We start from the raw sequence: 13,174 nt of genomic DNA, 5'->3' as shown, positions 1-13,174 counted from the left end.
TGCCAGGCGTTGACTAGTCAGGACGGCTTTCCGTTCCGACCAGTGTGCAGTGTCCATCGACGCAGGACCGGCGCAGGCGGCCACGCGAGATCGTCTGGACGAGTCCGATTGCCCAGCAAGTCGGGCAGCCGCGCAGGACGACCATTCCGACCGGCACCAGCAGCAAACTCACGAATCCCACCAGCGGATACAGTGCGAACGCCGCTATCACCGCGCCGAATCCGGCCAGCCCGCGCAGTAGGTGGCGCGGCACGGACGCACTGGCGAAGCCGCGCTCGCCGGTCACGACGCCTCCTCACCCGGGTCGGACACGTCCCGCAGGCTGCGCTGGACCGCCGCCCTGGCCCGGTGCAGCCGCGACTTCATGGCCGCGGTACTCAGGCCGAGCACATCGGCCACCATCCGACCGCTGTAGCCCTGAACGTCGCGCATGATCAGCACCCGCCGCTGGTCGCCGGGCAGGGCAGCGATGGCGGCGGCCACCCGCTCGGCCTCCCAGGCGCGGATGGCTTGCTCCTCGGCCGAGGACACAGCGCAGTCCGGCGGGGACTCGATGTGCCGAGTGCGAAGCCGCAACTGCCGCAGACATTCGTTGCGGACGATGCGGAACATCCACGACACCAGCGCGCCCGAGGCACGTAAGGTGCCGATCTTGCGATACAGGACGATCAACGCCTCTTGCGCGGCGTCCTCGGCGTCCTCCGGTGTGGCACACAGCGAGTAGGCGAATCGGCGCACATGCGGATGCGAGCCGGACACCAGCGCGGCGATCGATCCGATGTCACCGTCGCGCGCCGAAGCGACCAGGTCCGTGTCCGGCCAGATCGTCTCAACCACGGGTCCGCCCCTTCCTGCGCAGCACGGCGATACTGCAGGCACACACCAGTACAACACCCACGACAACGGCGGCAATGATCACGACAACCTCCTGTCCCGTGCCAGCCGACGTGCTGACACGAACATCAGAGGCTCGAAATCACGAAAGGATTCGCTTCTCCCGAGGGATTGCACGGTCGGCCAGGCACGGACGCGCTCCGGCCGATATCTAGGCCTGTTCCAGTACGTCGAACGGAATCGTCGCCTCGACCGGGTCATCGAGCAGCAGCACACGGCGATGGACCGTGTGCACGAGGTAGCGGCGGCCGGACCCGTCGAGGCGGTATTCCTCGATATCCTCGATTCGCTCCTCCTTCTGGTCCAGGCGGACGATCAAGTACCGGGGAATGCCCGCAGCCGCGTACTGAATTCGCTTATCGGTGATATCGACGTCGATGGTTGATTCGGACGTCACCTCCACGACGAGCAGCAAGTGCTCCCGTACGGTGTTGACGTCGTACGGCTCAGAGTCCCGAATCCAGATATCGGGATAGCGGATGTTCAACCGCCGATCGGCCCCAGAGCACTCCGCGTCAGCGAATCGTGCGGCAATGCCGGAATCCACCACCAAGCACGGCCCACCATCACGCCGGGCTGCCTCCAGCAACCCAGCCAATCGCCGGACCACCCGGCTGTGCAAAGGGCTCTGGGCCATCAGCCGCACAACGCGCCCGTCAACGATCTCGATGTCGCCGAGCCCGGCCGCCGCGCCATCGGCGAACTCCTCGGCCGTGAGGCGCAGTTCGTGTTGCTCGTCGGCAGCACTCATGCCGGGCATCCTTGCAGGCCCAACCGCACCGGGCCACCGCGCGGTGACTGCGCCGTACCGTCCACTACGGACGGGAGGGCCTACTCCGGCAGCAGCCCGTGTTCCATCGCGAAGACCGCGGCCCCGGCGCGGGTGCGGCGGCCGGTCTTGTCGTAGATGTGCGCGAGATGGTGGCCCACGGTGCGCTCGGACAGCACCAATTGCGTGGCGATTTGCCGGTTCGACAGTCCGCGCGCGGCCAGCCGGAGCACATCGAGCTCGCGTTCGGTGAGGCCGCAGGGCAGGTCGGTGCGGGGCTTGCGCAATCCGGCCGCCTCCACCACCGCGGCGCACGCCTCCCGGTCGAGGTTGCCCGCCGAGGCGGCGTCCAGGAGTTCGCGGGCAGCGTCGTCCGGGGAGAAGGCGGGACGATACGGCCGTGGCTCGGTGAGCGCGGCGAAAACGTCGGCCGCGGCGAGGATCCGGGCCGGTTTGGCGAGGTCACGCCCCCGGATGCCGCGGTGATAGCCGCTGCCGTCGAGGCGTTCGTGATGACCGGCGGCGATGTCCGCCAGGTCGGCCAGTCCGGGGCAGCGTCGCAGCACCCGCTCGGTCCAGTAGGTGTGCAGCCGAACGCGCTCCCAGTCGCCGGGCCCGAGCGGTCCGGGCCGGTCCCAGATCGCGCTGGACACCCCGACGCGCCCGATATCGTGCAGCAGTGCCGCCGCGCGCAGCGCGTCGCGATCGCCCGGGTCCATCCCGCACAGCTCCGCGGCCCCGCCCGCCAGATCGGCGACATGCCCTGAATGCCCCAGCAGCCAGCGGCCTTTCAGATCCACCACGATCGCCAGGGCCAGGCACAGCTGGAGCCGCTCACCGGGCCTGATGCGCACCGGCACCCCGGGCTCCCCGTGGACCACGGCAGTGAGCACGTCCGGTACATCGAGGCAGTCCCACACGGCGTCCGCGTCGGCGGCGAACAGGGCCACCAGTTCGGGGTCGAGATGCCCGCCGGCCCGTCGCCGCAACTCCTCCGCCGCACCGTGACGGCCCCGATCGGCCGCGGCGAGCACCGCCTGCTCGGCGACGTGCACGATCCGCCCGGTCAGCGAAATCGCCTCACCCTCGAGCCGCTGCGGTGCGCCGAGGCCGTCCCAACGCTCCTTCACCTCGGTGAGCGCCACCACCGCCGCCTCGGGAAGCCCGAGCCGGGGACCGAGAGCACGGCTGACTTCGCACACCGACCGGACCGCTGCAGCCGCGTGCGCCGGGGCGGTCGTGACGTACCGGTCCCGCAGCAGTGTCTGGTTATCGGGCGCCCACGAGCCGAACTGCGCCAGCTGGGTCGCGAAGATCGGCGTATCGCCCGGGTCCAGCACATGGTAGGCCCGCTGGAAGGCGATGTCGTCGGCGAACGACGCCGCGTTTTCCGACGCGCGGCTGGTGCAGCCGACCGCGCCGAGCAGGGCCGCGTGAAAGACGGTCCGCCGGTCCGCCTCGTCCAGACCGATCCGTTCCGCGAGGCTGGTGGCCACCAGGCAGGTCGCCAAGCCCTTCTCGAACGGCGCCCCGGTCGCGAGGTCGGTCGTCAGCGACAGCGCGGCGAGAACCTCGGTGACCCGGATGGATGCGGGCGGGATCGACACCCTCCCACGGTAGTTCGCCCCAGGCAGCGCGTCATTCGGAACTCTCCGAATGGATAGGTCGATCGACCGATGTGGCCGGACAGGTCGCGCGCCGACCATTGGCAACAACGTCTTTCGCACCTATCGAAGGGAAATCTCATGTCCCGATCACCTCGGCGCGGACGCCGCGTCGCCGGTGCCCTCCTGGCTGTCGGCGTCACTGTGCTCGGCGGCACGGTGGGCGGCCTCGTCCTGCCGACCGCCGGCGCTTCCAGTCATCGCGAGGCCCCGCTGATCGCCGGTGATCCGGCGGTGGACAACACCGACGTCTACGCGTTCGTCAGCCCGGACAAACCCGACACAGTGACCATCGTCGCCAACTGGTTCGGCCTGCAGGAGCCCGACGGCGGCCCGAACTTCTACCCGTGGGCCACCGAGGCCAACTACGACATCAACATCGACAACGACGGCAACGCGAAGCCGGACATCAGCTACCGAGTCACCTTCACGACCGACGATCGGCGCGGCGCCCGCACGTTCCTCTACAACAACGGGCCGGTCACCGGCCTCGACGACGAGAATCTGCTGTTCCGCCAGAACTACACCGTGTCGGTCAGCCACGGCGCGAACGATTGGCGCCCGATCGCACACGGCCAGGCGGCTCCGTCCTACACCGGTCCGGCCTCGATGCCCGACTACGGCGAGCTGCGCAAGCAGGCAACCGAGAATCTGCCGGGCGGCGGCACCGTGTACGCCGGCGCCGCGGAGGATCCGTTTTTCCTCGACCTGCGGGTGTTCGACCTGCTCTACGGCGGCGACCTGTCCGAGGTCGGCACCGACACACTCGCCGGGAAGAACGTCAACACCGTTGTGCTGCAGGTGCCGATGCGCGATCTCGCGCTGAAGAACGACCCGGCGCGCAACCCGGTGATCGGCGTGTGGAGCGACACCGAGCGCCGCACGCTTCAGCTCAGCCCTGGCGCCGCCACGCCGGTCGGCGCGTCGGTGCAGGTCTCGCGACTCGGCAACCCGCTCGTGAACGAGCTGGTGGTCCCGGTCGGGCTCAAAGACGCGTTCAACGGACTCGAGCCGGTCGGCGACGCCGGGATTCCCCAGGTGGTCGAGCGGGTCACCAAACCCGAGTTGCCGCAGTTGATCGAGTCGATCTACAAGGTGCCCGCACCCGCTACCCCGCGCAATGACCTGGTGGAGATCTTCCTGACCGGCATCGCGAAGAAGGCACCGACGCTGGACGGCAGCGCGCCGCCCATCCAGGCCGACCTGAACTCGCAGATCCTCAACGCCGATACCAATGCCGCGGCGTTCCGGCCGTCGGAGATGCTGCGGCTGAACATGTCGGTGCCGCCGACGGCTCAGCCCAACCGGCTCGGCGTACTCGCCGGTGACCTGCAGGGATTCCCCAACGGCCGACGACTGACCGACGACGTGGTCGATATCGCGCTGCAGGCCGTCGAGGGCGCGGCGCAGACCGGCAAGCTGGTCGACGCGCTCGCCACCGGGGACAAGGTCGATGCCAACGACGCGCCGTTCGCCAGGAGCTTCCCGTATGTCGCGCTGCCGGCGAAGGGCGCGACCGCGCCTGGGCAGTCGACGAGCGCGACCGGACCCGCCGCGGCGCCGCAGGGCGACGACGGTATGCCGTGGATGCCGATCGTCGCCGGAGGTGCCAGTGCCGCCGCGCTGGTCGCAGGCGGCGGCTGGCTGGTGCTGCGCCGCCGGGCGAACCGGCCGACAACGCTCAACTCGCCACCGAGCGCCTGATATCCCGACCCGGGTGGCGGGATCCGATCCGGCCACCCGGCAATCACCGAATTCGTTCCCGTACCACTCGAGGACCAGACATGTCCGCAATCCTTTCCCGCGTGCGCCGGAAGCCAGTGCTCGCGCTCCTCCCGATCGGGCTGATCGCCGCTATTGTGAGCGCAACCGCACTACTGCCCGACAGGGCATCGACCGCCGATCCGATCCCCGCCGACCCGTTGGCTGCGCAGATCGCGCAGATGCGAGAGCAGCAGGACCGAGTGCCGGGCAATGCGACCGGCTGGGCCGCGCTGGGCGCCGTTTACGTCGAATCGGCCCGCATAACCGGGGATCCGGAGAACTACGGCCAGGCGCAGCGGGCGCTGGATCGATCGCTGGAGTTGAAGCCCGACGAGAATGCCGAGGCGCTGATCGGGCTCGGCGCGCTCGCCAACGCCCGGCACGACTTCACCGCCGCACGCGGCTACGGCGAACAAGCCCTCGCATTGCGGCCGAACAGCGCCGACGTCTACGGCATCTTGATCGACGCACTGACCCAGCTCGGCGAGGCCGACGCCGCCACCGCGGCGGTCCAACGGATGCTCGATCTGCGTCCTGGTGTTCCGTCGTTCACTCGCGCCGCCTACGACCTCGAACTGCACGGTCGCACCGGCGACGCCCGGCAGGCGCTGCAGATGGCGCTCGCCGCCGCCACCACCGCCGACCAGATCGCCTTCTGCCGCTACCACCTCGGCGAACTCGCGTTCAATACCGGCAACCTGGACGAAGCCGAAAATCAGTATCGCGCGGGCCTTCTGGCGAACCAGGACAACGCGGCACTGCTGCAAGGCACCGCCAAGGTGAGCACCGCTCGCGGCGATGTCGACGAGGCGATCGCGCAATACACGGCGTTGACCACCCGGGCGCCGCTGCCGGAGTACCTGATCGAGTTCGGCGAGCTGCTCGACTCAGCGGGACGACCCGATGCGGCGGCCGCCAAGTATCGCGAGGTCGCCGACCAGTTCCGGCGACTCGAGGAGCAGGGAGCCACGGAGTACCTGGACGCCGCCCTGCTGGCCGCGGACCACGGCGATCCCGTGGAGGCGGCGCGACTGGCGCGGCTGGAATTCGACCGCCGCCAGAGCATCCTCACCGCCGACGCGCTCGCCTGGGCGCTGCACAAGGCCGGGCGCAATGACGAGGCGATCGTCTTCGCCGACCGCGCGGCCACCCTGGGTTGGCGCAGCGCCGCCCTCGCCTACCATCGCGGCATGATTCTCGCGGCGCTCGGCCGCACCGATGAGGCCGCCGCCGCGCTGACCGATGCGCTGCGAACCAACCCCTACTTCTCACCCCTGCACGCGCCCCGCGCCCAACGAGCCCTCGACTCGCTCATCGCTCGATGAAGCAGCGGCTCTCGCCGCCGGTGCCGCGTCAGGCTTCGGCGGCGAGCTGCCCGCAGGCGGCGGCGATCTCCTGACCACGGGTGTCGCGGACGGTGCACGGGACGCCCTTGGCTTCCACCCGGCGGACGAATTCGCGCTCAACGGGTTTGGGGCTGGCGTCCCACTTGCTGCCGGGAGTCGGGTTGAGCGGGATGAGGTTGACGTGCACGCGGGAACCGAGGGCCTTGTGCAGCTTCTCGCCGAGCATGTCGGCACGCCAGGGGTGATCGTTGATGTCACGGATCAGGGCGTATTCCACCGAGACCCGACGCCCGGTCTTGTCGGCGTAATACCGCGCCGCATCGAGGACTTCGGATACCGGCCAGCGGTTGTTGACCGGTACCAGCGTGTCACGCAGCTCGTCGTCGGGAGTGTGCAGGGAGACGGCGAGAGTCACCGACAGGCCCTCATCGGCGAGTTTGCGGATGGCGGGGGCCAGGCCGACGGTGGAGACGACCACATTGCGCTGGGAGATGCCCAAACCGTCCGGAGCCGGCGAGGTGATCCGGCGGACGGCGGCTACCACGCGCTTGTAGTTGGCCAGCGGCTCGCCCATGCCCATGAACACGATGTTCGACAGACGGCCGGGACCGCCCGCCACCTCGCCGTCCCGCAGGGCGGCGGCCGCGGCGCGCACCTGGTCGACGATCTCGGCGGTGGACAGGTTGCGGTTCAGGCCGCCTTGGCCCGTGGCGCAGAACGGGCAGGCCATGCCGCAGCCCGCCTGGCTGGAGACGCACAGGGTGTTGCGGTCCGGGTAGCGCATGAGCACGCTTTCCAGCAGCGTGCCATCGCCCGCGCGCCAGAGGGACTTTCGGGTGGTGCCCTCATCGCAGACCACATGCCGTACCTCGGTGAGCAGCGGCGGAAACAGCGCCTCGCCGATCTTCTCCCGCACGGCGGCGGGCAGGTCGGTCATTCCCGCCGGATCGGCCTGCAATCGCGCGTAGTACTGCCGGGCGATCTGGTCGGCGCGGAACTTCGGCAGACCCAGCTCCTCGACGGCCGCACGCCTGCCCTCGGCGTCGAGGTCGGCGAGATGGCGCGGCGGCATCCCGCGGCGCGGTGCATCGAAAACGAGGGGCAGGGAGACCGTCATAGTTGCTCCATTCTCCCATCCACGCGCACCGCGCCCACGTCGGCCCGACATATCCGGTTCGTTGCCGGGAAATCCCCGCGGCGGTGATAGCGGTCCGCAATGATCGAGTCATGTCCAACCACCCTGATCACGTACCGGAGCCGGACCCGGACTTGGCGCACCCGCGCACCACACAGCCGGGCCGCGCCTCCGAGCCCCCGGCCACGGCCGGGAAGCCACTGTCCTCGCGCACCGGCTACGCCTGGACGGGGCTGGTCGTCGGCGTCCTCATCCTGGTCGTCTTGCTGATCTTCATCCTGCAGAACCTCGATGAGGTGCAGGTGCACCTGTTCTTCTGGGACTTCACCCTGCCGCTCGGCGTCACGGTGCTGCTGTCGGTGATCGGCGGCGCGCTGGTCATGGCGTCGGTCGGAGGTGTGCGCATTCTGCAGTTGCGGCGCCGAGCCAAGCAACACTGAACGCTCAGAGCAGGGTGGACAGCACCAGCCACGAAACGAACGCCGAAGGCAGCATGGAGTCGAGGCGGTCCATGATGCCGCCGTGGCCCGGCAGCAGGGTGCCCATGTCCTTGATGCCCAATTCGCGCTTGATCTGCGATTCGATGAGATCACCGCAGGTGGCCACCAGCACCAAGCCGACGCCGAGGACGACGCCGATCATCGAGTTGGCCTCCAGCAGCAGCGTCACCGTCAGCAGACCGCCGATCACGCTGAACACCAGCGAGCCGCCGAACCCTTCCCACGACTTCTTCGGGCTGATCGAGGGCACCATCGGGTGCTTGCCGAACAGCACGCCCGCCACGTAGCCACCGACATCGGAGCAGACCACCAGGATCATGAAGGTCAGCACCCGCAGGTTGCCGTCCGGCTCGAGCAGCAGCAGGGTCGCGAACGAGGCGAGCAGCGGGATCCACGCCAGCGTGAAGACCGTGATGGCGGTGTCGCGCAAGAAGTTTCGCGGCGCCGTGCGCAGACCGTGGTCGAACAACCGCCACACCATGCAGACCAGCGTGGTGGCGGCGAACGCGCCCGTGACACCGCTCGCGCCGTATGGCCAGCCGAGCCAGAACACCGCCTGGCCGCCCAGGATCAGCGGAACCCGGGGAACGAGCACGTCCGCTTCCCGCAGACGCTTGGCGACCTCCCAGGTGGCCACGCCCACTCCGGCCGCCGCGACACCGATGAACACCTTCGGCACGAACAGCAGGATCGCGATCAGCGACAAGCCGAGCCCGAGGCCTACGCTCAGCGCGGCCGGCAGATTACGGCCCGCCCGCGAACCGCTCGATGCCGGGTCGGGATGGGCGGCGACCGCATCGCCCTCGGACGTGGCTAGAGGTTCGGACACGCCGGCATCGTTCGCGTGTACTTGCCTCGCATCGGCTCTACCGTTCACCGGCGGCTCTTCGGCCGCACCGGTCGCGGCGGCGTTCTCGGCCACGATTGTCCCGTCGCTCACTCGTCGTTCCGTTCATCCCCCGCCCTGGCGGGCCCTCCGCTGTGTCGCACCGGCAGCGTTCCGGCGCCCTTCGCGGTTACGCAAGCTACCGCCTCCGGGCCTGCCGCTCATGCCGCTGGTTCTCCGGGCGGCATCCCCGACCGGCCTACGCGCCGGTGGCTCCTGCCGCCGGTCGGCGTCAGACCTCGAGCAGTTCGGCTTCCTTGTGCTTCACCAGTTCATCGACATGTCCGACATATTTGGCGGTGGTCTTGTCGAGTTCCTTCTCGGCGCGGCCGACCTCGTCCTCGCCCGCCTCGCCGTCTTTCTGAATGCGCGCCAGCTCGTCCATGGCCTTGCGGCGCACATTGCGGATGGCGACCTTGGCGTCCTCGCCCTTGCCCCTGGCCTGTTTGGCTAGTTCGCGGCGGCGCTCCTCGGTCAGCTGCGGCACCGAGATCCGGATGATGTCACCGTTGTTGGTCGGGTTGACACCGAGGTCCGAGTTGCGGATCGCCGTTTCGATCGGCCCGAGCTGGTTCGCCTCGTAGGGCTTGATCACGACCATGCGCGGCTCCGGCACCGTGATGCTGGACATCTGGGTGATCGGGGTCGGCGCACCGTAGTAGTCGACGACGACCCGGGAGAACATGCCCGGATTCGCCCGACCGGTGCGAATGGTTCCGAGATCGTCCTTCGCTACCGAGACGGCCTTCTCCATCTTCTCCTCGGCGTCGAAGAGCGCTTCTTCAATCACGACCGTTTCCTCCACAGCGTCGTCATGTCATGATCCGCGGTCCGCGGGTATCAGGACCGAACCAATGTGCCGATCTTCTCACCGGCGACCGCGCGGGCGATATTGCCCTTGGTCAACAAATTGAACACCAGAATCGGCATCTGGTTGTCCATGCACAGGCTGAAGGCGGTCGCGTCGGCGACCTTGAGGTCGCGCTCGATGACCTCCTTGTGCGTGATCTCGGTATACATGGTCGCGGTCTCGTCGACGCGCGGGTCCGCGGTGAACACGCCGTCGACCGCCTTGGCCATCAGCACCACGTCCGCGCCGATCTCCAAGGCACGCTGCGCGGCGGTGGTGTCGGTGGAGAAGTACGGCATGCCCATGCCGGCGCCGAAGATGACCACGCGCCCCTTCTCCAGGTGCCGCTTGGCGCGCAGCGGGAGATAGGGCTCGGCGACCTGCCCCATGGTGATCGCGGTCTGCACCCGGGTGTCCACGCCCTGCTGCTGCAGAAAGTCTTGCAGCGCAAGGCTGTTCATGACCGTGCCGAGCATGCCCATATAGTCGGAGCGGGCGCGCTCCATGCCGCGCTCCTCGAGCTCGGCGCCGCGGAAGAAGTTCCCGCCGCCGATCACCACGGCCACCTGGACCCCCGTCGCGACCACCTCGGCGATCTGCTCGGCGACGGTCTGCACCACGTCCGGGTCGAGACCGACCTTGCCTCCACCGAACATCTCACCGCCCAGTTTGAGCAGCACCCGGCGATATCCTGGGCGGTCGGTCCCCGGGTCCGTCATGGGTCTCCAGTCTCCTTCGGCGGTGGATTGTCGTTCTTCCGGCGAGTGGTGCGCACGGCAGGCGCCTGTGACATAGAACAAAGCGGAGCGGCACCTATCCTGCCTTATTCGGTTCGAGCGGCAGCAGAAGGCCCCCCGTCAACCGGCGTTCACTCGGTCGACGGGGGGCCTGCACGCTGGGGTGCGGCGATCAGTTCGCGCCGACCTCGAAGCGGGCGAAGCGGGTGACGGTGACACCGGCCTCGTCCAGCAGCGCCTTGACGGTCTTCTTGGAGTCGGTGACCGACGGCTGCTCCAGCAGCACGACGTCCTTGAAGAATCCGTTCACGCGGCCCTCGGTGATCTTCGGCAGCGCGGCCTCGGGCTTGCCCTCCTCGCGAGCTGTCTGCTCGGCGATGCGGCGCTCGTTCTCCACGAGATCGGCCGGAACCTCGTCGCGGGTGACGTACTTGGCCTTGAGCGCGGCGACCTGCATGGCGGCGGCGCGGGCGGCCTCGGCCGCGGCCTCGCCCTCACCGGTGTACTCGACCAGCACGCCGACGGCGGGCGGCAGGTCCGAGGCACGCTTGTGCAGGTAGGTGGCGACCGGGCCGTTCAACGAGATCACCCGGCGCAGCTCGAGCTTCTCGCCGATCTTCGCGGCGAGCGCCTGCACGGCCTCGTCGACGGTCTTGCCGCCCAGGTCCAGCGCCTTGAGCGTCTCCAGGTCGGCGGGCTTGGCGGCCGCCGCCGCGGCGACGACCTGCTCGGCCAGCTGCTGGAACTCCGCGTTCTTCGCGACGAAGTCGGTCTCGGAGTTGATCTCGACCATGACGCCTTCCTTGGCGGCGACAAGGCCTTCGGCGGTGGTCCGTTCGGCACGCTTGCCGACGTCCTTGGCGCCCTTGATGCGCAGCAGCTCGACGGCCTTGTCGAAGTCACCGTCGGTCTCGGCCAGCGCGTTCTTGCAGTCCATCATGCCGGAGCCGGTCAGCTCCCGGAGCCGCTTCACATCGGCAGCGGTGTAGTTCGCCATTCTCGGCGAGCCTCCTTTGGGAAGTGTGAGTTTCTGGTAGCGGCGATCACGATGGCACTCGCTCGTGATCGCCGCCGAAACGGCTGGTTACGAGTCTCAGGCCTCGGCCGAGGACTCGGCGGCCTCGGCACCGGGTGCGGCCTGCGCGAGCAGTTCCTGCTCCCACTCGGCCAGCGGCTCGCCAGCGCCCGCCTCGGGCTTCTCGTCGCCCGTGGACAGACCGGCGCGCGCCTGCACGCCCTCGGCCACCGCAGAGGCGACAACCTTGGTGAGCAGGGCGGCGGAGCGGATCGCGTCGTCGTTGCCCGGGATCGGGTAGTCGACCAGGTCGGGGTCGCAGTTGGTGTCCAGGATCGCGATGACCGGGATATTCAGCTTGCGCGCCTCGCCGACGGCGATGTGCTCCTTGTTGGTGTCGACGACCCAGATGGCCGAGGGCACCTTCTGCATGTCGCGGATACCGCCGAGGGTGCGCTCCAGCTTGTTCATCTCACGCGTCAGCATGAGGATTTCCTTCTTGGTGCGACCCTCGAAGCCACCGGTCTGCTCCATGGCCTCGAGCTCCTTGAGGCGCTGCAGACGCTTGTGCACGGTGGAGAAGTTGGTGAGCATGCCACCCAGCCAGCGCTGGTTGACATAGGGCATCCCGACGCGCGTCGCCTCGGCCGCGATCGACTCCTGGGCCTGCTTCTTGGTGCCGACGAAGAGGACGGTGCCACCGTGGGCGACGGTCTCCTTGACGAACTCGTAGGCCTTGTCGATGTAGGTCAGCGTCTGCTGCAGGTCGATGATGTAGATGCCGTTGCGGTCGGTGAAGATGAACCGCTTCATCTTCGGGTTCCAGCGCCGCGTCTGGTGCCCGAAGTGCGCGCCGCTGTCGAGCAGCTGCTTCATGGTTACGACAGCCATGGCTCTCGTATCTCTCTTTCGTTGCCGGTTGACGCAGCGAATCGGCGATCCGCTGCCCTGGCGCCGCCGAATCGTCGGACCCGACCGCGAGGGTGGGACCAGCCGGCGATTCCCTGTTCCGAACACGCTGCCGCGAACCCAAAAAGCTGTTGAGCTCGATCGAACAGCGCCGTTACGAACAAGCACGGGTGGCGCGCGAAGTCGGTCCGTGCACGCACAGACCGCTCGATCAGTTTACGGCCTGGGGGCGGCCAGACCTAAATCGGCCGGATCCAAAGCCTTGGACCAGGTGGAACACTGATTTTTCACAGCCGAGGAGATTATCCACATTCTGCGGTTCACCCGCTCCGAGGCGTCTGCGCCGCAGGAGAGTGGAGGCATGAAACCGATCTCCACGACGACGCCGCTGCTCATCCCGCTGCTGTTCGGCCTCGGCGTCGTATGCGCGCCGCCGGCCGCGGCCCATCCCCACGTCGCGGAACCCACGCTCGGGGCGTGCGCGGGTTCCGTCTGCCTCCCGTCCCTTCCCGGATTGCTGCGCCGCGCGCCGTTCCGGTTGCGGCAGTCCGGCGCGGGGACCGAGGACGACCGTCCTGGATCCAGTTCCGCATCGTCAGGGGCTTCGTCGTGTGAGCAGGCCGAATCCGCATGCACAGCCGGGACGGTTGCCTCGGCGGTCTCGACCCGGCTCCGATGACTCCGTCGAGCGGCACGAGGGTACGT

At 68.5% G+C, this 13,174-nt stretch carries 14 protein-coding genes; 4 read left to right on the top strand and 10 right to left on the bottom strand.

Translation table 11 applies throughout. The features are described 5' to 3' along the window. Positions 1 to 13: 13 nt before the first annotated feature. The 4 genes from IU459_RS03215 to IU459_RS03200 form a co-directional block, all read right to left on the bottom strand. Positions 14 to 286, bottom strand: a complete 273-nt coding sequence (locus IU459_RS03215; RefSeq protein WP_195127924.1) for a hypothetical protein — start codon at positions 284 to 286, stop codon at positions 14 to 16. Then, entirely contained in the window at positions 283 to 837 is a 555-nt protein-coding gene (locus IU459_RS03210) for an RNA polymerase sigma factor (protein WP_195127923.1), read from the bottom strand. The genes IU459_RS03215 and IU459_RS03210 overlap by 4 nt, the downstream gene beginning before the upstream one ends. Before the next feature lie 208 nt (positions 838 to 1,045). Then, entirely contained in the window at positions 1,046 to 1,645 is a 600-nt protein-coding gene (locus tag IU459_RS03205) for a Uma2 family endonuclease (protein WP_195127922.1), read from the bottom strand. A gap of 80 nt (positions 1,646 to 1,725) precedes the next feature. After that, on the bottom strand, positions 1,726 to 3,270 hold the full coding sequence (locus IU459_RS03200; RefSeq protein WP_195127921.1) for an HD domain-containing phosphohydrolase: 1,545 nt from the start codon (positions 3,268 to 3,270) through the stop codon (positions 1,726 to 1,728). 138 nt (positions 3,271 to 3,408) lie between these two features. Here IU459_RS03200 and IU459_RS03195 point away from each other — a divergent pair, with 138 nt between their 5' ends. Both IU459_RS03195 and IU459_RS03190 read left to right on the top strand, forming a co-directional pair. Next, positions 3,409 to 5,031, top strand: a complete 1,623-nt coding sequence (locus IU459_RS03195; RefSeq protein ID WP_195127920.1) for a DUF4331 domain-containing protein — start codon at positions 3,409 to 3,411, stop codon at positions 5,029 to 5,031. An 80-nt stretch (positions 5,032 to 5,111) separates the two neighbouring features. Further along, positions 5,112 to 6,416, top strand: coding sequence for a tetratricopeptide repeat protein (locus IU459_RS03190; protein WP_195127919.1), 1,305 nt, complete (start codon positions 5,112 to 5,114; stop codon positions 6,414 to 6,416). Between the two features lie 28 nt (positions 6,417 to 6,444). Here IU459_RS03190 and rlmN read toward each other — a convergent pair whose 3' ends face one another. Continuing rightward, positions 6,445 to 7,554, bottom strand: a complete 1,110-nt coding sequence (rlmN, locus tag IU459_RS03185; protein WP_195127918.1) for a 23S rRNA (adenine(2503)-C(2))-methyltransferase RlmN — start codon at positions 7,552 to 7,554, stop codon at positions 6,445 to 6,447. Positions 7,555 to 7,664: 110 nt separating this feature from the next. Here rlmN and IU459_RS03180 point away from each other — a divergent pair, with 110 nt between their 5' ends. Next, positions 7,665 to 8,012 carry a LapA family protein gene (locus IU459_RS03180; protein ID WP_195127917.1) on the top strand — a complete coding sequence of 116 codons (348 nt, stop codon included), beginning with the start codon at positions 7,665 to 7,667 and terminating at the stop codon, positions 8,010 to 8,012. A gap of 4 nt (positions 8,013 to 8,016) precedes the next feature. On the opposite strand, the gene IU459_RS03175 is transcribed toward IU459_RS03180, so the two are convergent. The 5 genes from IU459_RS03175 to rpsB form a co-directional block, all read right to left on the bottom strand. Further along, positions 8,017 to 8,901 carry a phosphatidate cytidylyltransferase gene (locus IU459_RS03175; protein ID WP_324198717.1) on the bottom strand — a complete coding sequence of 295 codons (885 nt, stop codon included), beginning with the start codon at positions 8,899 to 8,901 and terminating at the stop codon, positions 8,017 to 8,019. 289 nt (positions 8,902 to 9,190) lie between these two features. Continuing rightward, positions 9,191 to 9,748 (bottom strand): ribosome recycling factor, encoded by a 558-nt coding sequence (gene frr / locus IU459_RS03170; protein WP_195127916.1) that lies wholly within the window; start codon positions 9,746 to 9,748, stop codon positions 9,191 to 9,193. Between the two features lie 50 nt (positions 9,749 to 9,798). After that, a complete protein-coding gene (gene pyrH / locus IU459_RS03165) occupies positions 9,799 to 10,527 on the bottom strand; it encodes a UMP kinase (RefSeq protein ID WP_039799499.1) in 729 nt (242 codons plus the stop codon). A gap of 190 nt (positions 10,528 to 10,717) precedes the next feature. Then, entirely contained in the window at positions 10,718 to 11,542 is an 825-nt protein-coding gene (tsf, locus tag IU459_RS03160; protein WP_195127915.1) for a translation elongation factor Ts, read from the bottom strand. Between the two features lie 96 nt (positions 11,543 to 11,638). After that, the gene (gene rpsB, locus IU459_RS03155; RefSeq protein WP_067472443.1) at positions 11,639 to 12,451 is read right to left on the bottom strand and encodes a 30S ribosomal protein S2; all 813 of its coding nucleotides are present in this window, start codon (positions 12,449 to 12,451) and stop codon (positions 11,639 to 11,641) included. 379 nt (positions 12,452 to 12,830) lie between these two features. On the opposite strand from rpsB, the gene IU459_RS03150 reads away from it, so the two are divergent. Continuing rightward, on the top strand, positions 12,831 to 13,148 hold the full coding sequence (locus IU459_RS03150; protein WP_195127914.1) for a hypothetical protein: 318 nt from the start codon (positions 12,831 to 12,833) through the stop codon (positions 13,146 to 13,148). The last annotated feature ends 26 nt before the right edge of the window (positions 13,149 to 13,174 follow it).

It is taken from the genome of Nocardia amamiensis, from assembly GCF_015477605.1.
In the GTDB taxonomy this organism is placed as follows: Bacteria; Actinomycetota; Actinomycetes; order Mycobacteriales; family Mycobacteriaceae; genus Nocardia; species Nocardia amamiensis_A.
This window is presented reverse-complemented; position numbering and strand designations above follow the sequence as displayed.